General features: G+C 58.2%; 16 protein-coding genes and 5 pseudogenes. 11 read left to right on the top strand and 10 right to left on the bottom strand.

Annotated elements, in window-relative coordinates; all coding sequences use genetic code 11:
* Window positions 1-36 precede the first annotated feature (36 nt).
* Window positions 37-342, top strand: a pseudogene (locus JZY08_RS27260) (transposase); the annotation flags it as partial.
* Here the strand turns inward: JZY08_RS27260 and JZY08_RS27255 are convergent.
* The 4 genes from JZY08_RS27255 to JZY08_RS27240 all read right to left on the bottom strand — a co-directional run bounded on the left by JZY08_RS27255 (window position 337) and on the right by JZY08_RS27240 (window position 4,219).
* A complete protein-coding gene (locus tag JZY08_RS27255) occupies window positions 337-588 on the bottom strand; it encodes a transposase (protein ID WP_216333638.1) in 252 nt (83 codons plus the stop codon). The pseudogene JZY08_RS27260 and the gene JZY08_RS27255 overlap by 6 nt on opposite strands.
* A 332-nt stretch (window positions 589-920) precedes the next feature.
* Window positions 921-1,811 carry a hypothetical protein gene (locus JZY08_RS27250; protein WP_216333609.1) on the bottom strand — a complete coding sequence of 297 codons (891 nt, stop codon included), beginning with the start codon at window positions 1,809-1,811 and terminating at the stop codon, window positions 921-923.
* Window positions 1,812-2,576: a glycosyltransferase family 25 protein gene (locus JZY08_RS27245; protein ID WP_216333607.1), complete on the bottom strand. Its 765-nt coding sequence runs from the start codon at window positions 2,574-2,576 to the stop codon at window positions 1,812-1,814.
* Between the two features lie 476 nt (window positions 2,577-3,052).
* Window positions 3,053-4,219: a UDP-galactopyranose mutase gene (locus JZY08_RS27240; protein ID WP_301183747.1), complete on the bottom strand. Its 1,167-nt coding sequence runs from the start codon at window positions 4,217-4,219 to the stop codon at window positions 3,053-3,055.
* A gap of 137 nt (window positions 4,220-4,356) precedes the next feature.
* On the opposite strand from JZY08_RS27240, the gene JZY08_RS27235 reads away from it, so the two are divergent.
* Entirely contained in the window at window positions 4,357-4,779 is a 423-nt protein-coding gene (locus JZY08_RS27235; RefSeq protein ID WP_367303918.1) for a transposase, read from the top strand.
* Between the two features lie 15 nt (window positions 4,780-4,794).
* On the opposite strand, the gene JZY08_RS27230 is transcribed toward JZY08_RS27235, so the two are convergent.
* Window positions 4,795-5,376, bottom strand: a complete 582-nt coding sequence (locus JZY08_RS27230; RefSeq protein ID WP_216333602.1) for a recombinase family protein — start codon at window positions 5,374-5,376, stop codon at window positions 4,795-4,797.
* Between the two features lie 164 nt (window positions 5,377-5,540).
* On the opposite strand from JZY08_RS27230, the gene JZY08_RS27225 reads away from it, so the two are divergent.
* On the top strand, window positions 5,541-7,658 hold the full coding sequence (locus tag JZY08_RS27225) for a Tn3 family transposase (RefSeq protein ID WP_253204192.1): 2,118 nt from the start codon (window positions 5,541-5,543) through the stop codon (window positions 7,656-7,658).
* 33 nt (window positions 7,659-7,691) lie between these two features.
* Here the strand turns inward: JZY08_RS27225 and JZY08_RS27220 are convergent.
* Both JZY08_RS27220 and JZY08_RS27215 read right to left on the bottom strand, forming a co-directional pair.
* Window positions 7,692-10,184 (bottom strand): annotated as a pseudogene (locus JZY08_RS27220) (Tn3 family transposase); the annotation flags it as partial.
* A gap of 33 nt (window positions 10,185-10,217) precedes the next feature.
* Complete coding sequence (locus JZY08_RS27215) at window positions 10,218-10,658, bottom strand: helix-turn-helix domain-containing protein (protein ID WP_023517540.1); 441 nt, start codon at window positions 10,656-10,658, stop codon at window positions 10,218-10,220.
* A 98-nt stretch (window positions 10,659-10,756) separates the two neighbouring features.
* Here JZY08_RS27215 and JZY08_RS27210 point away from each other — a divergent pair, with 98 nt between their 5' ends.
* The 4 genes from JZY08_RS27210 to merA are packed head-to-tail and all read left to right on the top strand — an operon-like array spanning window position 10,757 to window position 13,186.
* Complete coding sequence (locus JZY08_RS27210; RefSeq protein ID WP_003501072.1) at window positions 10,757-11,170, top strand: mercuric transporter MerT family protein; 414 nt, start codon at window positions 10,757-10,759, stop codon at window positions 11,168-11,170.
* A gap of 16 nt (window positions 11,171-11,186) precedes the next feature.
* Window positions 11,187-11,474, top strand: coding sequence for a cation transporter (locus JZY08_RS27205; protein ID WP_010661778.1), 288 nt, complete (start codon window positions 11,187-11,189; stop codon window positions 11,472-11,474).
* A gap of 11 nt (window positions 11,475-11,485) precedes the next feature.
* Window positions 11,486-11,743, top strand: coding sequence for a hypothetical protein (locus JZY08_RS27200; protein ID WP_023517539.1), 258 nt, complete (start codon window positions 11,486-11,488; stop codon window positions 11,741-11,743).
* The gene (gene merA / locus JZY08_RS27195) at window positions 11,744-13,186 is read left to right on the top strand and encodes a mercury(II) reductase (protein ID WP_003501078.1); all 1,443 of its coding nucleotides are present in this window, start codon (window positions 11,744-11,746) and stop codon (window positions 13,184-13,186) included.
* Window positions 13,187-13,222: 36 nt separating this feature from the next.
* Here the strand turns inward: merA and JZY08_RS27190 are convergent, their stop codons facing one another.
* Window positions 13,223-13,810 (bottom strand): recombinase family protein, encoded by a 588-nt coding sequence (locus JZY08_RS27190; protein ID WP_003501080.1) that lies wholly within the window; start codon window positions 13,808-13,810, stop codon window positions 13,223-13,225.
* Between the two features lie 155 nt (window positions 13,811-13,965).
* On the opposite strand from JZY08_RS27190, the gene JZY08_RS27185 reads away from it, so the two are divergent.
* Window positions 13,966-16,941, top strand: a complete 2,976-nt coding sequence (locus JZY08_RS27185; protein WP_003501082.1) for a Tn3 family transposase — start codon at window positions 13,966-13,968, stop codon at window positions 16,939-16,941.
* Window positions 16,942-17,054: 113 nt separating this feature from the next.
* Here the strand turns inward: JZY08_RS27185 and istA (JZY08_RS27180) are convergent.
* Window positions 17,055-18,473 (bottom strand): annotated as a pseudogene (istA, locus tag JZY08_RS27180) (IS21 family transposase).
* A 408-nt stretch (window positions 18,474-18,881) separates the two neighbouring features.
* Window positions 18,882-19,109: pseudogene (locus tag JZY08_RS27175) on the bottom strand (IS6 family transposase); the annotation flags it as partial.
* A gap of 88 nt (window positions 19,110-19,197) precedes the next feature.
* Here JZY08_RS27175 and JZY08_RS27170 point away from each other — a divergent pair.
* The 3 genes and pseudogenes from JZY08_RS27170 to istB all read left to right on the top strand — a co-directional run.
* Window positions 19,198-19,521: pseudogene (locus tag JZY08_RS27170) on the top strand (ISKra4 family transposase); the annotation flags it as partial.
* 453 nt (window positions 19,522-19,974) lie between these two features.
* Window positions 19,975-21,528, top strand: a complete 1,554-nt coding sequence (istA, locus tag JZY08_RS27165) for an IS21 family transposase (protein WP_216333637.1) — start codon at window positions 19,975-19,977, stop codon at window positions 21,526-21,528.
* Between the two features lie 11 nt (window positions 21,529-21,539).
* Window positions 21,540-22,316, top strand: a complete 777-nt coding sequence (istB, locus tag JZY08_RS27160; protein ID WP_216333601.1) for an IS21-like element helper ATPase IstB — start codon at window positions 21,540-21,542, stop codon at window positions 22,314-22,316.
* Window positions 22,317-22,778: the final 462 nt, after the last annotated feature.

Below are 22,778 nucleotides of genomic sequence, written 5' to 3'. Positions count from 1 at the left end.
CTAAACAAAAACGGTCCAGTTTGAAGGGGTCAGAGCACTGGCGCGGCGGCGCTGCTGGGTAGCCTGCCAAAGGCGGGTTGGCTTCTGGCAGATCGGGGGTATGATGCTGATTGGTTCAGAGAAGCCTTGAAAGACAAGGGGATAAAGGCATGCATCCCCGGTCGTAAGTCCCGCAAGAAGGCCGTCAAATACGACAAGCGGCGTTACAAACGGCGCAACCGCATCGAGATCATGTTCGGGCGGCTGAAGGACTGGAGGCGTGTCGCGACGCGTTACGACAGATGCCCACAGACATTCTTCCCTGCCATCTTGCTCGCGGCAACCGTCTTGTTCTGGCTATGATACAGAACGAGTCCTGACCCTAAGTTGACGGTCTCCGACAAATCCGGGGCGATTCAGACATGCCGAAAGCAGACCCTTCCTCTTCAACTCATGCCGCCAGGCATAGATTTGCTGCCGTGTCACAGCGTGCCGCTGTGCAACCTGAGTCACCGTTGCGCCGCCCATCCCAACCGACAAGACGATCTCGAGCGTATCATCGTCGCCCCATCGTCGTCGCCACTCAAGCCCAATAATATCGCCCCGCATCACCAGCCCCACATAAGACACGTCCTTAACGACGTCGTTATGCACGTGCTTTAATCGATCAGGCCAAGCTCAGGCAGGCGGCGCCAACCGGGCCGTTACGGTGTTTCGGAGTTGCTCATGGCATTGATGATCATTTCCATCGACCAGGCGGTCAGCCCCCGAGGCGACAACAACCATGGCCAGAACGCCGATCAGGTAATATTTGCCCTGCGTCGCCATCCCGTAGCGCAGCAGACGCAGGACGATATTGCGATCCGCTCCTGTTTTCAGAAGCGGCCAAAGATTGTGTCAATCAAACGCATATCGTGTCGCCTTCACTTCAAACGGCAAAATCAACCGGTCCGCGTTCCCAGATCCGACAGGTCAAGCGGCTTGGTCAACTGCCGCCTGATCAGTTTCATGACCGAAACCCGCAGCGGCGGATCGGCAACCCAACCCCCGTCCGAAGCCCCTATATCACGCAGCATCTGACATAACACCCTGAGCCGACCATGAACAGCCTGCCCACCTTGCGTCACGCCGCCGTAGGCTATCGGGGCAATACGGTGATGTGGCGCGATTCCAAAACGGGCTTTCAGCAGTGCTTCCTCGTCCTCGGGGCGCGTGGTTCCGGCAGCTTTCATGATCTGCTTCAGCGGGCCGCCGACCGGGCGGGTATGGCGCATGGAAACAGCATCCAGAATCGCCGAGGGTCCGTGCGCTGCACCGGGCAGCCTGCACCAGATATAGTCCAGCCCATAACCACTTTTGGATTGCGCAAAATGCGGCAGCACAGCGGCAAAGACGTGACGATCAAGGCAAGGCGCCATGATCTCAATGTAATTTGTGTAGCGCAGTTTGAAACTGGGGGACTGCATGAATATGAAATGGGAATAATAACTGTCATGCGTCAGTGCAGGCTGCGCCACTTTCAGTCTGTATTCTGCGGCGATGGCAAAAGTTTGGTTTATATCTTCGACGGATATCCACAGATCATCATCGGGCAGCCAGATATAATCATAAGCTGCCAAATCAGGTTCGTTGACGGTCTTGTAAATACCATCCCATTTTCCACCTGGCACAAAAGTGGCATCTACCCCATCGGATGGCACATGCGTATTATAGGCGTCCTCATCAAAGTAGCTGACAATAACGTCAAAATCGCGGGCGCTGTAGGGCAGGTCAAACCAATGATGATGCAAAGATTGGCGCCCGGCACGCACGATCACAAGGTTTCTCTTCATTCAACCCGCTTTGAACATGTTTTTGATTGCATTATAATCTAAGGGATTGCTCATCAGGCCGAATTTGTAATTCATTTGGTAACGCATATTCGCAAAGAAACGCGCAAACTGGGATTGTGATTTGCGTGCATTTCGTGACAGTTCGATCTGACTTGCGCCGCTTGGCATTTCGTGAATCAAGCAGCGATCAACCGATAAAATGGGGACGCCATGCCGCCAGTAAGATTTGATTGCCATATCAATTGGCATTACAATGTTGTCCAGCCGTCGCGATAGAATATGAGCGGCGCGTTGGCCGACGATATACCCTGTTGTCAGCGGGGGCAAACGTGGCCCTGCAAGCAAGTTGAAGCGACCTGTTTTCGCAACAGGTATTCCGCGCCGAATAACGCCATCCAGCTTGATCAGGCAGTTCTCAATCCCTGATATATTTACGATTTCGTGCAAAAATTCCGGTAGTTGCGGATCCATTTGGAAGTCATCTTCCAGAACGACAGCTGCACGCACGCCGCTTTGCTTGATGTCATCCCAAATCTTCATATGGCCATATGCACAGGCGATTTCCTGCAAGCTGAGTGGCCTTTTGAATGCACGCGCATTATCCTGAGGGTTGTATAATTGCCCAATTTTGCCCGATGACATATTGGGGCCGTATTCCGCGTCAAAGAATGCGAAAGACAGGCCAGACCCGCTCAGTTGCATATTGCTGCTGAACCGTCGCCGTGAAGCTTGTGGCAAGCTAAGAACGTATATCGGTAAGGGCATGCGTTTCCTTTGCCTATTCATCATTATTTAAAGGAAGACAGCGTTGTCTGCGCGCCGCGGAAACCTGAACCGCAGTGTATTTTTTCACATTCCCAGCAAAGTTACAATCAGGCGAAGTGCCCTTTGAGCCTCAGGACGGGGGCGGCCGGATTCGGTGAGCATATTTTTGAAAATATCCAAGATAAACTTATTTTCAGAATATTATTCTGTAAATGTCGGATAATTCGTAGCATTCGTGTGATGCAGGCAGCAACCTATCTTGTTGTTCATACGTCGCGTTGCCTATACGCACCGCGCTATCACCGATGGTATTAAAATTTGTGCGTGTCGGCGTGTGTCGATTATTTGGACTCTGTGGGTCTTGCGATCACGCATATAGCGGGCGGCAGTCATATCTGCAGCCCGCATAAAGTTGTTGAAAGAAAATGATAACTTTTCAGCTCATTGGCTGTAATATGATTGGACGGCATCCAAGCCTACATCAATGGATCTTTGACAAAAACGGGCATCTGCTTTTTCGCCTTTAGGCTGTCAAGGTATATACGCGCTGTATCCAAAGCTTCCCGGATCGTGACATCCATATCAAGATAACGATACGTCCCCAAACGGCCAACAAAAGTTATTCCGGACTCTTTATATGCCATATCGACATAATCGCCCAAGACCTGCTTTTCTGTCACAAGCCGCACCGGATAATATGGAATATCATCGGGGCCACATTCTCTGGAATGCTCCTCATAAAGCACAGAGCCTTCGTGGCTTTCCCACGGCGAGAAGTGCTTGTGCTCGGTTATTCTGGTCCACGGCACGCTCACGTCGCCGTAATTCATGACTGCGCAGCCTTGATAGTCCCCGGTATAAGTAAAGCGACGGAAATCAAGCGTGCGATAGCTCAGCCTACCCAGACTATGGGCAAACCATGCGTCAATTGGGCCAGAGTTGAACACATGATCATACCCGGCAACGTCATCACGCGTCAGATGGGTATCAAGTTCGACTTTGATATTCGGGTGATCAAGGATTCCAGCCACCAGCTCGGTATATCCATTTTCTGGCATACCTTGAAAGCGGTGGGCGAAATAATCGTCATCATAATTGAAGCGCACCGGCAGGCGTTTCAAAATGGATGCAGGCAATTCCTTGGGGTGCCGGCCCCATTGCTTTACCGTGTATCCCTTGAAGAACGCTTCATAGAGATCCTGCCCGACAAAGCGCAGGGCCTGATCCTCAAATGTTTTGGGATCAGTGATCGAGGAGTCGCCTTTGGTGGTGATGAATTCCCGAGCTTCATCGGGGCGCATGGTTCCGCCAAAAAACTGGTTGATCGTATGCAGGTTGATCGGAAGAGAAAAGACTCGTTTTTGCGCCGTTATCTTCACCCGGTTCTTGTAGGGTATAAATTTGGCAAAGCGGTTCACATAGCCCCAGACCTCGGAGTCGTCAGTATGGAAGATATGGGGGCCATAGACATGGACCATGACCTGCGTGTCGGCATCGCGCTCAGTATAGCAGTTTCCGGCGATATGGGGGCGGGCGTCGACCACCCGGATTTGGTGGCCAGCCTCGGCAAGCTCGCGGCCAATGACAGCGCCGGACAGCCCGGCCCCAACCAGAAGAACGCTTTTAGGTTGCACTTCGCCCATCCCTGATTTGTTTTCGATGGTTGCCTATCGCATAATCGTGATCTGATGGCCAGTAGAGGACTTGTGCTAACATTACAGTTGCATTCTTCTTCCTGCTCTGAATCAATGCGCTACCATGACTAAGTTGGGGCTCATGGATGGTGGGATTGTCGGTCGAAGAGACGCTGGAGCTGTGGGCTTCCTCGCTACGTGAGGTAAAGGCTCGCATCCGGCCGCTGTTTTCGCAGGAACGGGTTGCGGCATCGGCCGGTCAGTTTCTCGACGGCTTGTTGGGTGAGGACCGGCGCAAAACGGGTTGGATGCGGGCCGAGGCGGCCGGAGATCCTGGGCCTTGGCGTCAGCAGGCGATCTTGGGTCGAGGGCATTGGGATGCCGATGGCCTGCGCGACATTTTGCAGGACTATGCTCTGGAAACGCTCGCTGATCCCGAGGCGGTGCTGGTGATCGATGAAACCGGTTTTTTGAAGCAGGGGCACGCCTCCTGTGGGGTCGCGCGCCAATACACGGGGTCGGCAGGAAGGCGTCACGACACGAAAGTGGCGAATCTGTCCGACTTTTAAGAACGTATCCGGAACTCAGGTTGGTTTGACCGTGGATGTCGTTGCTTTTTCGGCCTTGAGAGCTTCGTAGAGGGCGGTTTTCCCGATTTTCACGCGGGCCGCGGCTTCCCGGACGTTCAAACCGGCCGCCAGATGCTGGCGGGCTTTGGCAAGTTTGTCCGGGGTTACGACGACTTGTCGGCCACCGCGTCGGCCGCGTTCCTCTGCGGCTTGCAGACCGGCACGTGTTCGTTCCCGGATCAGATCGCGCTCGAACTGTGCCAGCGCGCCGAACAGGTGGAAGACCAGGCGACCGCCGGATGTCGTAGTGTCGATGTTTTCGGTGATGGATCGGAAGCCGACGCCTTTGGCCTCCAGTTCGGTGATGATCTCGATGAGGTGCTTCATCGACCGGCCGAGGCGGTCGAGCTTCCAGACTGTGAGCGTGTCGCCGTCGCGAACGTAGCGGATCGCCTCCGCCAATCCGAGTCGGTCAGTCTTCATGCCGGATGCCTTATCCTCGAACAGCCTTTCACAACCTGCTTTGCGCAAAGCGTCGAGTTGCAGGGCGGCGTCCTGGTCGCCGGTGGAGACCCTTGCATAGCCGATAGCGGTCATGAGACGTGGTTTGTCCGTTTTTCCGTTGAATACGGACATTGTCCGATTTGCCGTTTCATGACAAGGTTTGCGGACAAGAACTGTGGATGCCGCGAAACGGTCGTTTGTCGGACATGGATTTTCCAGTTCGCTGCGGTTTTCGCAATGAACTGGAAGCCGAGACAATGGCCAGAAGAGCACTGCTGAGCGAGATATGGTGGCAACAGGCGACAACCATCCCGCAGGACGAAAGGGAGATCGTCAAACATTACACGCTGGACCGGCCGGATCTCGACCTGATCATGCGGCAGAACAAGGCCTCGAACAGGCTGGGCCTTGCCTGTGTCATAGCCTTGCTGCGATATCCCGGCCGGCCGCCTGCGGATGGTGAGGTCTTGCCGTTTGGCGTTTTGCGGTTTCTGGCACGGCAGATTGGCGTCGATCACCGCGAGATCGATCGTTATTTCGAGCGCCCGCAGACCCGGCGCGAGCATCTCGCCCTGCTTTTCGACAGGATGAAGATGCGTCCTTTTGCGCCCGCGGACGTGAAAGCGCTTACCGGCTGGCTGACGCCTGCCGCGCAAAGCCTGCGCCAAGCCGATGCATTGGCGGATATGGTGGTGGAGGAGTTGCGCCGTCGCCGCATTCTTCTGCCTGCGCGCCAAGCCCTTGAAGCCATCCTTCATTTGGCAATCCGGCGCGGGATTCGCATAGCCCACCGGGCGCTGGCGGGCGGATTGTCGGAGGGCCAAAAGCTCGACCTGGACAAACTTCTCGACCCGCGTGAGGGGACGAGCGTCACCATTCTCGCCTGGGCGAGGACACCAGCATTATCACCAGCCGCCGCCAACCTTGACAGAATAGCCGAGCGAATTCGCTTCCTTCGGTCCCTAAACCTGCCGGCGACGCTGATGGAGCGCATTCCGGCCAAGGTCTTTGATGAATTCGCCGCGGAGGGGATGCGAATGAGTGCCCAACATCTGCGCGACCTCAACCCCGAACGCCGGCATGCCGTGCTGGCGGCGACGGTGTTGTATCTTTCCCGCCACCTGACCGACGGCGCCATCGACATGTTCAAGAAACTCATGGGTATGTTGACGCGGCGGGCCGACAGTCAGGCGGCCGCCCGCGTCACCCGCTCCGTGCGGGAGGTGCAGAAGCCACTGAAGGACGTTTCGAAAGTTTGCCATGCGATCATCAAGGCCAAGGAGAAAGGCGAGGATATCGCCAAGGCGCTCGAACAGGTCGTTCAATGGCCAGCCTTTGCCGCCAGTGTCGAGGCGGTCGACACGCTGATCGCGCCGGATGTCATCGACGGTAAAATCGAAATGCTCCAGCGCTATCCGACGATCCGGAAACTTGCGCCGCAATTCCTCTCGACACTCGTGTTCCGCGGTCACGCCGTAGCGGCGAATCTTTTGCGCGCGCTCTCCGTGATTGCCGATCTCTATCGTGCAGGGAAACGAGCAATACCGGACAACGCTCCCATATCCTTCGCGCCGAAAGGCTGGATGCCGCTCGTCCTTCAGGATGGCAGAATCGATCGCAGAGCTTATGAACTCTGCGTGTTCACCGAGCTGAAACGCCGGCTCGATGCCGGCGATGTCTGGGTGGAGGGGGCGAAGCGCTTCCAGTCATTCGAAAGTTTTCTCATTCCCACGCCGACATTCGAGCTGATGCGCGAGGAAGGTCCGCTTCCGGTCGCCGTCGATACCGACGTGGAAACCTATCTCAGCCAGCAGCGCCAGATTCTGAATGATGGATTGGCTGACCTCTCCCGTCTTGCGGCCGCCGGCGAGCTCGATGATGTCGAACTGACCGGGGCTGGATTCAGTGTCACGCCGCACAAAGCGATGTTTCCGGACATCGCCAAGTCGCTGAAGCCGAAGGTGGAAAGCCGTCTGCCTGCGATCCGCATCACCGATCTTTTGCTCGAGGTGGATGCCCGCACGGGATTTTCCAACGCCTTCACACATCTGCGCACCGGTCGAGGGGCCGACGACAAGTTCGCTTTGCTCACCGCAATCCTGGCGGACGGCATCAATCTTGGCCTGACGAGAATGGCCGATGTTTCGCCCGGGTTGACGATGCGTCAGCTCGCCTGGGCACATGACTGGCACATTCGCGAGGAAGGCTACACCGCCGCCCACGCCATCCTCGTCAACGCCCAGAGGCAATTGCCTCTCGCGAAGCTGTGGGGAGACGGAACCACGTCATCTTCTGATGGCCAGTATTTTCCGGCGGGAGGGCATGCCGAGGCGATCGGCGATCTCAACGCGCGGTACGGGCCTAACGGCCCCTGAACATTAAAGGGGCACAGATATACGGTAGGGGGATCAGACCGAGAACGGGAGAGGTCGGAAGCCTGTTTCATCGAGTGCCGGCTTGTCTTCCCATATGTAGTCACCGGTGAGGTTCACGTGCTCCCAGGTAAGCGGCGAGAGGCTGGATAGCAAATGATCAGGCACATGCTGACCGCCGGTGTGCAAGGCATCGACCACGCGGCCGGTATAGATCGTGTTCCAGTGAATGATGGCGGTGACAACCAGGTTGAGGGCGGAGGCCCGGATCGAGAGATTTTCCTGGCTGCGATCGCGGAAGCGGCCGAGGCGATGGAGATTGACGGCCCGCACGAGGCTGTTGCGGCTTTCCCCTTTGTTCAGTTCTGCCGTTGTCGTCTTTCTCAGTTCCTCGTCGTTGATCCAGTCCAGCGTGAACAGAGTTCGCTCGATCCGGCCCATCTGACGTAGTGCCTGGGCAAGACCGCTTTGCCTGGTCGTTGATGACAGCCGTTTGAGCATGAGCGAAGCGCTGACGGTGCGGGTGCGCAGTGAGGTCATCAAGCGCAGAATCTCGTCCCAGTGCGCCCGGATCAAATCGGCGTCGATGCGATCGCCCATGACATTCTGGAGAATGCCATACTGCTTGCCGGGGCCAAAGCCGTAGAGGCATCGGCCATCGAGATCGGGAATGCGCGGGACAAATGCAAAGCCTAGCGCATGGCAGAAGGCGAAGACGAGATCACTGACGCCGCCACCATCGACATGATGGCGCACGATGTCGAGGCCCGCATCCGTTTCGAGAAGCGCGTCGAGAACATGGACGGCCTCGCTCGCCGTGGCGGCGATGATTTTGGTATGGAAGGGAGCATATCGACCGGAGATCGCCGTGTAGAGCTTGATGATCGGGTTGGTTCCGTAACGGCCGTTGACGCCACCGGCGATTTCGCCGCCATCGCCGAGATGGATATGTTGTCCGTCGGAAGACGATATCGTGTTCGAACCGAAAACAGTGGCGATCGGCGCCGCGTGCTGGGCTTCGACCAGCCGGGCAAGTGCCAAGGTGAAGGTTTCCTCCCGGAAGTGCCAGATCGCCATCTGCTGTAGCTGGCGGCGTGTGATGCCGGGGCAGGCCAATGCCATCTTCGAGAAGCCGAGATTGGTGGCCTCGGCGATGAGCGCGGCATAGAAAATTCGCATATCGCCCGGCGTTCGGCCTGTCTGAAGATGCTCGAACAGTGAGCTGAAACCGGTCATTCGATCCACGTCGGCGACAAGATCCGTCAACCTGATCGGCGGCATGCTGCTCGCAACTCTCCTTGCGAAGGCGAGCGCGGCTTCGGTCTCGGCAGTTTTGACCGCAGGCACCCGCAGGCCCTTCGCGCCGATCCGCGTGTCGCCGCGACCCGCCTCCAGCCGGCTTGCTGCCTCACGCAATTTTTGATCGAGCGCCTCGGCTTTCTGGGCGAGATAGATCTCGACATCAACCGGGATGGCGACGGGAATGCGGGCCTCGGCCTTGATGATGGAATAAGTCTGATGGGAGATCATGCCCTCATCGAGGGCGCGATATGTGCGAGAACCTTTGATCCAGATCTCGTTGGCAGCGATCCGGTTCTTCAGCTCAACGATGACAAAGATTTCCAGCATTCTGCGGTCAACCGAGCCATCTGGCGTTCTGATTTCCTTGCTCCACCGCTTGTCGACCAGATCGAGCGCCGCTTTGATCCATTGCGCGTCCAGAGAGCGACGGCGGCTTTTCCCTGCGGCCGTCATTTGCATCACCACGTTGATGAAATCACGGCTCTGACGATTACCCTCGAACGTGAAGGCTGCCAGGAATGGTGCTGCAAAGCGCCGGATACGCATATATTGCGCCGGCAGATAGGCAATCAGATCATCGTCCTTGCGGGGACGAGATGCTGCCTTCGCAGCCGCGGTTGCCCGCATCAACTGCTCCCAGCCGCCGACTGCATTGACCGCCTCATCGAGCGAAAGGTCGGTTTCTCGCCTGGCAGCGATCGCCTCACCGAAGCCCACGAAGAAATCCAGCGCCGATGTCGCCGAGGTGGCGGTTTCCAGCAGTCGTTTGTCGCGCTCTGCCTCGGCCCGCCGAAACGCCTTGCCGATCAGGACTTCGAACATGGCGATTGCGGCATCCGTGAGCGCGATTTCCATCTCCAGAAGGAAAGCTGCGAGCGTAGCATATCGGCGGCCGGGCCGCATTTGCTCGAAGTTCTGGGCGGTCAGGCGCCGGCCCTCTTGTGCCATGCGGCTCACCCGATGGGCGGGGACGGCCTGAAGCACATCACTTGAAAGGCCAACGTGGCGCACGGCCTCAAGCCGATCGATCAGACCCCGCATCGCTGCGTCTCCAGCCTTTCCGGCAGGTTCACGTAACCAGGAGACCCCGCTCTGGCGGACGCGTGGACCAATACCGAGCAGCGCTTCCATTCTGACGATGATGTCGGGCGTCAGCCTTCCGGCAACATCGGCAAACAGCGCCTCCTCAGCCTCGGTGCATGCCTGTCCGGCCATCCGTTCGATCACGGGGTCAGAACAAGAGCTGCTCGAAATCGTACGCTAAGCTTGAACGGAGCGGGAACGCTTGATTGACCGCATTTCAAAAAGGGCATCTATGACCGGACATTCTGGAACCTGATCGCCGGTGCATTGCGCCGCCATATTCGACATGGCCCGCTCCAGACGCCGCAAATCGGCGATTTTCTGACGGATATCTTTCAAATGTTCGATGGTGAGCGCATGGACCTCCCGGCAGGTGTAGGTATGCCCATCGACCAGGCGAAGCAGGCCGCGCAACTCGTCCAGGCTGAAGCCGAGTTCACGGCCGCGCCGCACGAAATGCAGCCGCCTTGCGTGTTCAGTTGTGTAGATACGATAACCCGCTGCGCTGCGGGCGGGCTTCGGCATGACGCCGATTTTCTCGTAATAGCGGATCGTCTCTATGTTGACGCCGCTGCGCTCGGACAGCACGCCGATCGAAAATTCATCATTCTGTGTCATCACATAGCTCGCACAAATCCGTGAAAATTTCTCGCTTGACCCTGTAGTCGCTACAGGCACTAGGGTCACGATAGATCAATTGCGGGAGCATGTGAACGATGATGCAGGATGAAACACGGACGCTGGCAAATACAGTCACAGAGCCAGCCGAAAAGGGTTTTGATCGGGCAGCATTGCTGTCGGTCGGCGGCATCGTTGCGGCACTGGGCGCAGCAACCTGTTGCGTGCTGCCCTTTGCCTTGTTCTTCGCTGGCATCAGCGGCGCGTGGATCGGCAATTTGACCGCGTTCGAACCCTACCAGCCTGTGTTTATCACGATCGCGCTCGCCTGCCTCGGCTACGGTTTCTATCTCGTCTATCGCAGGCCGAAGGCGGCTGAATGCGCCGAGGGTTCCTACTGCGCGCGTCCATCATCCCATCGGAACGCCAAGATCGGCCTTTGGGTCGCAACTGTCTTGATCATTATCGCCGTGGGCTTTCCCTACGCCGCCCGCCTTGTCCTCGATGCTTAATCCCAAGGAGAATCTCATGAAAATCCTGCCCCTCATTGCCCTTACTGCGTCCCTGCTGACGGGTGGTCACGCTTTTGCCGCCGAGCAGACCGTAACCTTGAATGTTGCCAATGCCACCTGCGAACTCTGCGGCCCGATTGTGAAGCGGGCGCTCAGCAACGTTCCAGGCGTGCTCGATGTTGATGTATCGGAGGCGACCGGCGCGGCGATCGCGAAGGTGCGCTTTGACGACAGCCAGACGAATGTCGCCGCGCTGATCACCGCAACCACCAATGCTGGCTATCCGTCCGGCGTTTCGCAGTAAGGAGGTTCAGCATGACAGATGGAAAGTTCATCGGCCTTGGCGAAGTCGGGTTTCTCGCCGTCATCTGTTGCGCCGCGCCATTTCTTTTGGTCGCCGCTGGCTCTTTTGGCTTTTCCGCATGGTTCGCAGCGGCCGGCTATGTGCTGATCCCGATCGCTCTCGCCGCGATTGGGGCGTCCGCACTTTATCTTTACCGGCGTCGGCGTTCCGCCTCATCAGCGGATGCCAATTGCTGCTCGATGAATAACAAGACAACAAAGGTGAATTGAATGTGTGAAGCTTGCGACGTTCCAACTTCCAACAAAGGCAACGGCCGTTATGATCTTGTGGTCGTCGGAGCTGGCTCGGCCGGTTTCTCCGCCGCGATCACGGCCGCCGAACTAGGCGCCCAAGTGGCTCTTGTCGGGCATGGCACGATCGGCGGTACATGCGTCAACATCGGCTGCGTGCCCTCGAAAGCCCTGATCCGGGCCACGGAGGCTGTACGTCACGCCAACGATGCGGCTGCCCGGTTTGATGGGATCGAAAGCGGCGCGCGCGTGGTTGATTGGGCCGCTCAGATCGCCCAGAAAGACGCTTTGGTTGCCGGTCTGCGACAGGCGAAATACGCTGATCTGCTGCCGGAGTACAACAATGTGGTCTACCACGAAGGTCCGGCCCGCCTCGTTGACGGCGGTGTCCAGGTCGCGGGCCAGCACATCGGCTCCGAGCGAATTATCATCACCACCGGTGCGCGTCCGGCGTTGCCGGGGATTCCGGGGATCGCTGACGTATCGCCGCTCGACAGCACGACAGCGCTCGCCCTGACCGAGCTGCCACGCTCGATGATAGTGCTTGGCGGCGGCTACATCGGCGTGGAGCTTGCCCAGACTTTCGCACGGGCCGGTGTCGAAGTGACACTCGTGTTCCGCAGCCGGCTTCTGCCGGAGGCTGAACCCGAAATCGGCGCTGCGCTTGCCACCTATCTGGCCGATGAGGGGATTAAAATCGTCAGCGGCATTACCTACGAGTCCGCCCGCAAGACCGATGATGGTGGTGTTGCCCTCGCCATCGCGCGGGACGGACGTCCGGAAATCTTGACTGCCGAGCGGATTCTTGTGGCGACGGGACGCCGCTCGAACACTGAAGCCCTTGGGCTTGCTGAAACCGGTATAGACCTGACACCGGCCGGGGCCATCATCGTTGATGATCGCATGCGCACCTCGAAGGCGGGCGTCTATGCCGCCGGCGATGTAACCGGAAAAGATCAGTTCGTCTACATGGCCGCCTATGGCGCAAAGCTCGCCGCCAAGAACGCATTGAACGGCAACAGCCTGAGTTACGACAACACCGCAATGCCCGCCGTGGTCTTTACCGATCCGCAGGTGGCGAGCGTCGGCATGACCGAAGCGCAGGCGCGGGCTGCCGGACATTCGGTTCGCACCTCCGTCCTTTCCCTCGACAATGTGCCGCGGGCGCTGGCGGCGCGCGACACGCGCGGCCTGATCAAGCTGGTCGCCGACGGGTCAACCCGGAAACTCCTTGGCGCTCACATCCTTGCACCAGAGGGTGCTGACAGCATTCAGACGGCAGCCTTGGCCATCCGCTGCGGCCTGACGATCGATGATCTCTCGGAGACGATCTTTCCATATCTGACGACTGTCGAAGGTTTGAAGCTTGCGGCTCAGACCTTCGACAGGGATGTGAAAAAACTGTCCTGCTGCGCGGGGTGAGGCGAAAGGGAAACGGGTGCCTACTCAAGTCACGGCTTAAACGGAGCGGTCGCCCTCGATCCTGACACGCATGATGGTCTGGCGGCTGGTGTCAAATTTTCTGGCGAGTGCGGAAACGCTCATCCCGCCCGCCAAATCCGAGAGAACATCCAATTTCTGCTTCTCATTGAGCCGAGCGGGACGGCCGAGGGTCTTGCCTTCCGACTTGGCTCGTTTGAGGCCCGACTGCGTGCGTTCGATCAGCAGATCACGCTCGAACTGAGCGACGGCATTGATGACGCTCATCGTCATCTTCCCGGCGGAACTCGCCAGATCGACGCCGCCGAGGGCCAGACAATGGACCCGCACGCCCAGCTCCTCCAGTTTCCTGACCGTCGTACTGACATCGATCGCATCTCGGCCGAGCCGATCGAGCTTGGTGACGATGAGCACGTCCCCGGCTTCGAGTTTATCCATCAGTCGCGAGAAACCCCGGCGCTGCGCAATGGCGACGCTGCCCGAGATGGTCTCGGTGACTATACGGCGTGGCTCGACGTGGAAGCCGGCCGCTTCGATTTCCTGAATCTGGTTTTCGGTGGTCTGTCCGGTCGTGGAGACACGGACATAGGCAAAGGTGCGTGGCATAAGGTTCAATTTCGTCCGAATAGGTTGTCCGAAAGGTGATGCCTGTCCACAAATAAGTCAAGATAATTTGTGGACAGGGTGATTTAGGCCTGTACGCAAACGACCGTTTCCGGACATGCCCGGAACCATCGACGCAAGTTTGTATGGAGTAAAAAATGGCGCGGCGGAAGTTTCTCAAAATTCAGGATCAACAGGAGCTGTTCGGCGTACCGACCGATGAGGATAGTCTGATCCGTCACTACACTCTATCTCCATCGGACCGGCTGGAGATCGAAGTCCGCAGGCGAAAACATAACCAGCTCGGCTTTGCTGTCCAGCTTTGCATGATGCGGCATCCGGGCCGGGCTCTCATGGTGCACGAAATTCCGCCGAGGGCGATGCTCAATTATATAGCCGAACAATTGGATGCTGATCCGGAGAGTTTCCGTTCCTATGCCAGGCGGGAGGAAACTCGCCGCGAGCATATCGCGCATTTGCTTTCCTATTTTGGAAAACGAACAGCAACAGCACAGGACCGGCGCGCCGCCTTACTATCCGCCGTCGAAACGGCGACCGCAACGGACAAGGGCCATTCTATTGCCCAAGCTATTGTCACCACGCTGCGGGAGCGGAAGGTGTTACTTCCCGCACCTGACACAATAGAGCGGATCGGCTTTGCCGGCCGCGTAATAGCCCGCCGTCGCGCCGAGGCTGCCCTGATATCGGGCCTTTCAGCCGAAAAGCTCCAATCCCTCGATGATCTTTTGACGGTTGATCCCGAGATACGACAGACGCGATTCCATTGGCTGCGATCTGCGCCAGATGCTCCGGGAGCAACCAACCTGGTCACGCTGACCGACAGGATCGCTTTCATCCGCGCGCTCGATATCGATCCCCGACTACAAGCCCGCATCCACTCCGGTCGCTGGGAGCAGATGGTCCGGGAGGGCGATGTGACACCGGCATGGCTTGCCGCCGACTTCAACGCCAGTCGGCGGCGCGCGACGATCATCGCGCAGATCATCAAGCTTGGGCAAAAGCTCACCGACGCCGCAGTCACCATGTTCATCAAGCTGATCGGCAGGCTGTTTTCGCAGGCGAATAACCGCAAGAAGCAGCGCCATGTGAACACCCGGATGGAGACGGCTAAGGCACTACGGCTGTTTCTCGACACGATATCGGCTCTTCAGTGCGCCAATGACAATGATGAAGATGCAATTGAAACGCTCGACCGCCACGTCGGCTGGCATCGCTTGGTGCAGGCAAAGCCGACGCTTGCGGCGATGGTGGAAGACAATGACGCCTCACCCTTGCTTATTGCAGCTGAGCAATATGCCAATGTTCGCAATTATGCAGGCCGGTTCCTCCTGACCTTCACATTCCATTCAAGTCGTCGGTATGATCCTTTGCTGGCAGCGATCGAAACACTCAGATCCCTTTACGCGGAAGGAAGGCGCGTGCTTCCCGAACGTGTCCCGATCGCTCATCTCGGCGCGGCGGAGCGTAAACTGATCTTCGGGCAGGCAAAGGCCGATCGCCGTCTCTATGAGATTGCAACACTGGCAGCGTTGCGCGAGCGGCTTCGTTCGGCCGACATCTGGGTCGAAGGCAGCAGGGCGTTCCGGCCGATAAATGAAAATTTCATGCCCCGCCCTACTTTTACCAAGCTGAAGGAAACTGACCAGCTTGGGCTCGGTGTGCAGCGCGACGGGGTGGCTTGGCTCACCGAAATGCAACAATTGCTGGACTTCAATCTGAAACGTCTCGCCCATCGCGCCCGCAACGGCAAACTTGAAGGCGTCCGTCTCGATGCCGGAACCCTGATTGTAACACCGCTGGCGAGCGAAGTGCCCGCTGCAGCCGATGAACTAAATATCGAACTCAGCGAAATGTATCCGCTTGTCGAAGTGCCGGATCTCTTAAGAGACGTGCATGAGTGGACCGGCTTTGCCGACCAGTTCACCCATGTTCGAACGGGCGATTCACCGCAAAACATTCCGGCCATGCTCGCCGGCACGCTCGCGGACGCCACCAATCTTGGCCCGAAACGTATGGCCGGAGCCTCCAAGGGGATCAGCGCCCATCAGATCGGATGGATGCGCATGTTCCATGCCCGCACGGAAACCTATCGCGCAGCGCAGGCATGTGTGACCGACGCCCATGCGCGTCATCCCCACGCCCAGCTCTGGGGAACAGGGACGACCGCATCATCTGATGGTCAGTTCTTCCGGGCCAGTGATCGTGCCGCCAAACGCGGTGATATCAACCTGCATTATGGCAGCGAGCCAGGCTCGAAATTTTACAGCCACCTTTCCGATCAGTACGGCTATTTCAGCATTCTGCCGATCAGCCCGACCGAGAGCGAGGCAGCCTATGTTCTCGACGGCCTGTTCGACCACGACACCATCCTGGAGATCGAGGAGCACTTTACCGATACCGGAGGTGCGAGCGATCATGTATTTGCCCTCTTCACTCTGATCGGAAAGCGTTTTGCGCCTCGGCTGCGCAATCTCAAGGACCGGAAGTTCCATACTTTCGAAAAGGCCGACTCATATCCAGCACTGGCCAACCATATCGGCGCGCCGATCAATACCGCCCTCATTCTGGAACACTGGGATGACCTTCTCCATCTGGCGGCATCAATCACGACACGCTCTGTTGCGCCCTCAATGATCCTCAAAAAGCTGGCGGCATCCTCGAAACCGAGCCAGTTGGCGAAAGCCCTGCGTGAGCTCGGGCGCATCGAGCGATCCCTGTTTATGATCGAATGGTATTCCAACCCGGCACTTCGCCGGCGATGTCAAGCCGGTCTTAACAAAGGAGAATCCGCCCACAAGCTCAAGCGGGCCGTTTTCTTCCATGAGCGCGGCGAAATCCGCGACCGATCGTTCGAAAGTCAGGCATTCCGTGCCTCGGGCCTCAACCTTGTCGTCAGCGCCATCGTCCACTGGAATACCGTTTATCTCAGCCGTGCCGTAGCCCATCTGCGTCAAAGTGGTCGAACTATCCCCGACATATTGCTCAAGCATGTCTCGCCACTCAGCTGGGAGCACATAAATCTCACCGGCATCTATTCCTGGGACACCGAGCAGCAGATGCCCGAAGGCTTCAGGCCATTGCGACTTCCTGGAAGAATCCTCCGCGCTGCATGACGTTCCCGCTCCGTTCGGTCTTAGCGTACGATTTCGAGCAGCTCTTGTTCTGACCCCGATCTGCGGCGTTCCCGCGGTGGTCCCCGCCGGCATCGACTCCTTCGCCGCGCCCGTCATGCTGCCGCTCCTGGCAGGAGCACGGCATAATCGGCGGCCGAGGTCGTCTTCACCGACGTCTTCGGCAAGTGCGGATAGGCCGCCAGGTCGAGGCGGGCCGGGCGCCGTTCCAGACGCGCCAGCGCGATCAGCTTCACCGCGTCGAAGCCGATCGCACCGAGCCGGATTGCCTCGCCGACGGCCAAGCTCACGACCTCGCGCGGAAGGGCTTCCATCAGCCGCAGCACCTGGATGAACTCGCGCTTGCCGCGATTGCCCATTCGCTCCTCCAGCAGATGGCGAAGGTGCTGGAAGGTCTCGGGCAGGTCCCAGCCCTGCAACGCCGCCGCCTGGTCGAGCGCGTTCGGCTTGACCTCGATCAGCGCCAGATAGTGCAGCGGATCGGCGACGAACACGCCGGTCCCGTAGCTGCGCGGATGTCGGGCGATCTCCTCGCCCCGGCACAGGACCACGACCTCCTCGACGAAGCCCTTCACCATCACGTCCTGGAAGCCATAGGCCGTCGGCACCGCCGGCAAGGGGCGCAGGGCCTCACAATCGGCAGCGAGACGGTCGCCGATCGTCTGCGCGTGACGACCGGCGCGCTCGTCCTGCCGCCGGCGGCAACGCTCGGCCAACATCGCGTTCAGCTCGGCCAAGCTCGCCGCCACCGGGATCGGCGTCATGAAGTTCGAGCGGGCATACTTCACCAGCCCCTCGACCTTGCCCTTGTCGTTGCCCTTGCCCGGGCGGCCGAACCGATCCCGTAACAGATAGTGGCTCACCAGCTCGGTGAACGCCCGTGTCCGCTCGCGCCGGCCATCGCCGCAGATCTTCGCCACCGCGATGCGCGTGTTGTCATAGAGCACCGACAGCGGGACGCCGCCAAAGAAGCCGAAGGCCGAGACGTGCCCGTCCAGGAACGCCTCCGTCGTCTCGCGCGGATAGGCCTTCACGAAGCAGGCGTCCGACTGCGGCAGGTCCAGGCAGAAGAAGTGAATCTTCTGCCGCACCCCGCCGATCACCGCGATCGCCTCGCCGAAGTCCACCTGAGCGTGACCGGGCGGATGCGCCAGCGGCACGAAGGTCTCCCGGCCCCGCGCCCGGCAGAGCCGCACATGGTCCTTCACCACCGTGTAGCCGCCGGCAAAGCCGTGCTCGTCACGAAGGCGCTCGAAGATCCGCTTCGCCGTATGACGCTACTTCACCGGTGACGTCCGATCCGCCTCCAGGATCGCATCGATCACCGGCAGAAGCGGACCCAGCTTCGGCTTCTCGACCGGCTTCGTGCGTGTGTAGCCCGGCGGCAGCGAGAACCGGCACATCTTCGCAACCGTCTCGCGGCTCAGCCCGAACACGCGAGCCGCTTCCCGCCGGCTCTTCTCCTGGTTGAAAACGAAATCGCGAACCGCCGCGTAAATCTCCACAGCGAACATCCCCGCCAACCCCGAAAGGGGTCAGCCTATCCAATGGCCGACTTTTACGCCGCCCGCGCCGGCACAAACGCAGGCGCTCCACTGGATGGTTTTCTCACCGCCGTGCACAGTCCGATCGGGCGCTGTCGGTCGTGAACGACCACCGCGCAATCGAGTTTTTCCTTCGCAACATCAATGCCGAAGAACACTGTCATTGAGCTTCCTCTCGTCAGGAGGCCCCTTGCGCTGATCAACCTTGTGAATGCAGGTTTACCCGTCTCGGGATGACCTTTGATACCGTCCGATCTCAGCTGGGGCGCGTGGTGAGGCCGGGCGCACCATCTACATCGCAGACTTGGGTCTGAAGTTTCGTTCGAGCTATCCCGGCCTCATGCTATGGGAATGACCCACAACACCCATCAAATACAAAGTTTCGTCAACGTGCCACTTGGCAGTGACGGCTCGCTTGCGTGCATTGAAGCGCTTCAGAAGTTCAGGCGAGTAGCGCACAATCCATCTGTGAATGGTCGCGTGATCGACGGAGATCCCTCGCTCGGCCATCATCTCCTCAAGATTGCGCAGGCTTAGGTTGTAGGCCAGATACCACCGGACGCAGAGCAGGATCACCGATCGATCAAAATGCCTGCCCTTGAACACTGCGTCCCCCACTACTGTGACCGCGGTCTCAGTAGCTGAAACTCTGAAACAAATTGTTGCGACAGATCCCGAAGCCCTCGACAGTCGCTATCCCAATCTGCGCAAGTTCAGGATCGCCATGCGGGAGTTCCAGGTCTACATCACCAGCAATGAGCGTAGCTTGATCAACTATGGCGAGCGCTACCGGTCTGGCGAGCGGATCTCCTCGGCCTTTGTTGAGGCGACGGTGAATGCGGTGATCATCAAACGCTTTGCCAAGAAGCAGCAGATGCAGTGGAGCCGGCGCGGAGCTCATCTGCTCCTGCAGACGCGGACCAGGACTCTGGATGGCTCGCTGCGTGCCGCATTCGAGCACTGGTACCCCGGCATGATGAACGACAATAGCTGGGATCAGAGTCGAGCAACTGCCTAACTGCCCCACAACTCCTCATGCTCTCCCAATAAAGACATTATGTAGCTTATGCGTTCAGGAAAGGAGCACTGGCTCAAACTTAGACTGATATGCCTTCAGCGCATAGGTCATGTGTGCTGACCTATCTACCACGCAGCAGCATAAGAATTATCTATCCATCACAGGAGGCTTGTTGAACGCCTCTGTAGAGGGATAAGAATCATGCTCGTAACAGCAATCCTCCGCCTCGTGATGCGCGTCGTTAATGCAACTGCCTACGCGAACCAGCTCAGGGCCGAACGTGTTCTGAATGCACATCTCGCACGCGCTGGCAACAAACTCGACTGAGTGCGGGTTTCAGTATCTCGCGGACAGGCATTTCAGTAAGTCGCGGACAGTTATCGCGGCGGATTTAGATCGACTTTCGTGAGCGCCGATCTGGCACTTTGCCCTCGTGGTTTGAGCGAGGACATGATGCCCAGGCGGAAGCAAGCGAGACATACTGACGTGAAGGATATCCGATCGATCCTGCGGCTGACTTTCGAGCAGGGATTATCGATACGCGCCGTTTCCGAGCGGCTCAAGATCAGCAAGACGTCGGTTTCGACGTACCTGCTGCGGGCAAAGGAAGCTGGGCTTGCGGTCTGGCCTCTACCTCCGGGCCTGGACGAGGACGATGTTCTTGAGCATCGACTATTCCGGCGAATGGGACGGCCTCCACGCGATACCGTCGAGCCGAACTGGCCGAAGATGGCCAGCGAACTGAAGCGCAAGGGCGTCACGCTCCATTTGCTGTGGCAGGAATACCGGGAAGCTCACCCGGATGGCTATGGTTATACATGGTTTTGCGGCCGGTTTGCCGATCATGAAAGCCGAGCCAGGCCCACCTACCGCAGCCGTCATGTTGCTGGTGTCGCAATGGAATGCGACTATGCCGGCCATACGATCCCGATCATCGATCCATCTACCGGCGAGATCCGTGCAGCGCAGATCTATGTGGCGGTGCTAAGCGCATCGCAACTGACGTTCGCCTATGCCAGCTTCAGCCAGAAGCTACCCGATTGGATCGAAGCGAACCAGCGGGCCTTCAGCTACTTCGGCGGCGTGACGAAGACGACGATCTGCGACAACCTCAAATCGGCTGTCGCCAAGGCGCTTTGGTTCGAACCGACGCTGAATGCGACGTTTGCGGCTTTCGCCGAGCATTACGACACGACGGTGGTTCCGGCACGCCCTCGGCATCCTCGCGACAAACCCTCCGCTGAAGGGACGGTTTTAATCGTCGAGAGATGGGTGCTGGCCAGGCTTCGAAACGAGCAGTTCTTCAGCCTTGTCGATCTCAATGTCCGCATCAGCGCCTTGATCGAAGATCTCAATAGCCGAACCATGCGGCGGTATGGCAAATCTCGCCGGGCTTTGTTCGATGAAGTCGAACGCTCGCAGCTCAAACCATTGCCTTCAACGCCGTTTGAGTATGCGGAATGGAAGATCGCCAAGGTGCATCCTGACTATCACGTCGAGGTCGACAAGACCTTCTATTCCGTGCCGCATGGGCTGATCGGAAGACGGGTCGATATCAGGTTGACCTATCGGGCGGTCGAGATCTTCTTCGACCACAAACGTGTCGCCAGCCACATCCGGAGTTCGCAGCGTTCAGGCCACGTCACCGTTAATGAACACATGCCCAAGGCGCACCAGCGCTATGCAAACACGACACCCCACTTGTTGCGCAGCGAAGCAGCAAAGGTCGGGATCAACACGGCGACGTTTATCGAACGTCTGCTCAGTCATCGCCCGCACCCCGAACAGGGCTACCGATCCGCCCAAGGCGTTCTCTCCCTGGCGCGCCGTTACGAATCCGATCGACTGGAGCTGGCTTGCGAACGGGCGCTGGTGATCAACGCGCTGAGCTATTCGTCTGTCGCCAACATTCTCAGATCCGGTCTCGATCAGGCTCCGGCCATGACCGAGGCCGTGAAGCCGGCGCCGCCGCACGGCAACATCCGCGGCAAAACCTACTATCAATAAAAGGACATCAGATGCTGACACATCCGACACTTGAGCAAATGAATGCGCTTGGTCTGGCCGGCATGGCAACGGCCTATCGCGAGCTCCTCGAGCAGGCTCATGGAAATGATCTGAGCTTCGACGAAAGACTGGGGTTGATGCTTGACCGCGAGATCGCCCTCAGAACGGACCGAAGACTGACAAATCGGCTCGCCACCGCCAAACTCCGCTTTGCCAACGCTTCCATTGAAGACATCGATTTTGCAGCGCATCGGGGCCTGGATCGCCGCAACGTCCTGTCTCTGGCGCAGGGAGCATGGCTCAAAGCAAATGAGAATCTAATCCTGACGGGCCAGACGGGCACTGGAAAGACGTGGATCGCATGTGCCTTTGCACGCCAGGCGGCCCGCCTCGACCACTCTGTCCTCTATGTTCGCATGCCGCGGTTGTTTGAGGACCTCGCGCTTGCCAGGCTGGACGGGCGCTTTCCGCGCCTCATCGACAAGCTTGCTCGAGTTCATCTGCTCGTGCTCGATGACTGGGGAACACATACCTTGAACGATCGGCAGCGTCTCGATCTCCTGGAAATCTTTGAGGAGAGATATCGGCGAAAGTCCACCCTGATCACGGCCCAGCTTCCCGTGGCTGCTTGGCATGAGATGATCGGTGAGGCCACCTTAGCGGACGCGATCCTGGACCGTATTGTTCACAACGCGCACCGCATAACGCTCGAAGGCGACAGCATGCGGAAGCGGAAAACACCAACGCTCTTGACCGGCGCCGAAATAAACGAAATCAATCACCCCTGACAGGAACCAGGCTGGCGGAATTCGATCGAACCCGCTGTCCGCGACTTAGCGAAATGCTTGTCCGCGACTTGCTGAAATCGCTGTCCCGATTCATCGAAATCCGCAACTGAGAACGCCAAAAGCCCTAAAGGCAAGATTCTGCCGTCTCTGCGAAGCAACTCACCGCCCTACCCGTTATGGCGCGTTGGGGCTATCAGCGACAACTAGGCTACATGCCTGTGACCGGGAAAACCGGACACGAAATCGTTCCAAGCGCGAAGAGCCGCCTCCTCCGCTTCAGCTGCGGTCCCGCACGGTTCTGACAAAGGGCCTTGTGGTGCGACTTCGCTCTCGCAACTGAGGCAGAGAAAATGCGCCTCGTGCTGCCCATATAATTCAAGGCAGTTGATTCCTAATTCGGCGCTTCTGCACACTGGGCATGGCTTAGGCTCAGTCATTGTCGTTCCACTCTACCGTTGATAC

Source organism: Rhizobium sp. X9, from assembly GCF_018873185.1.
Classification (GTDB): domain Bacteria; phylum Pseudomonadota; class Alphaproteobacteria; order Rhizobiales; family Rhizobiaceae; genus Agrobacterium; species Agrobacterium oryzihabitans.
The sequence above is the reverse complement of the archived record's forward strand: the minus strand, read 5'-3'. Positions and strand labels throughout refer to the sequence as shown.

Coding starts and splice junctions, on each gene's coding strand:
- JZY08_RS27255 (WP_216333638.1), bottom strand. CDS start 588: ATGCGGGGCGATATTATTGGGCTTGAGTGGCGACGACGATGGGGCGAC.
- JZY08_RS27250 (WP_216333609.1), bottom strand. CDS start 1,811: ATGAAGAGAAACCTTGTGATCGTGCGTGCCGGGCGCCAATCTTTGCAT.
- JZY08_RS27245 (WP_216333607.1), bottom strand. CDS start 2,576: ATGCCCTTACCGATATACGTTCTTAGCTTGCCACAAGCTTCACGGCGA.
- JZY08_RS27240 (WP_301183747.1), bottom strand. CDS start 4,219: ATGGGCGAAGTGCAACCTAAAAGCGTTCTTCTGGTTGGGGCCGGGCTG.
- JZY08_RS27235 (WP_367303918.1), top strand. CDS start 4,357: ATGGTGGGATTGTCGGTCGAAGAGACGCTGGAGCTGTGGGCTTCCTCG.
- JZY08_RS27230 (WP_216333602.1), bottom strand. CDS start 5,376: ATGACCGCTATCGGCTATGCAAGGGTCTCCACCGGCGACCAGGACGCC.
- JZY08_RS27225 (WP_253204192.1), top strand. CDS start 5,541: ATGGCCAGAAGAGCACTGCTGAGCGAGATATGGTGGCAACAGGCGACA.
- JZY08_RS27215 (WP_023517540.1), bottom strand. CDS start 10,658: ATGACACAGAATGATGAATTTTCGATCGGCGTGCTGTCCGAGCGCAGC.
- JZY08_RS27210 (WP_003501072.1), top strand. CDS start 10,757: ATGATGCAGGATGAAACACGGACGCTGGCAAATACAGTCACAGAGCCA.
- JZY08_RS27205 (WP_010661778.1), top strand. CDS start 11,187: ATGAAAATCCTGCCCCTCATTGCCCTTACTGCGTCCCTGCTGACGGGT.
- JZY08_RS27200 (WP_023517539.1), top strand. CDS start 11,486: ATGACAGATGGAAAGTTCATCGGCCTTGGCGAAGTCGGGTTTCTCGCC.
- merA (WP_003501078.1), top strand. CDS start 11,744: ATGTGTGAAGCTTGCGACGTTCCAACTTCCAACAAAGGCAACGGCCGT.
- JZY08_RS27190 (WP_003501080.1), bottom strand. CDS start 13,810: ATGCCACGCACCTTTGCCTATGTCCGTGTCTCCACGACCGGACAGACC.
- JZY08_RS27185 (WP_003501082.1), top strand. CDS start 13,966: ATGGCGCGGCGGAAGTTTCTCAAAATTCAGGATCAACAGGAGCTGTTC.
- istA (WP_216333637.1), top strand. CDS start 19,975: ATGCCCAGGCGGAAGCAAGCGAGACATACTGACGTGAAGGATATCCGA.
- istB (WP_216333601.1), top strand. CDS start 21,540: ATGCTGACACATCCGACACTTGAGCAAATGAATGCGCTTGGTCTGGCC.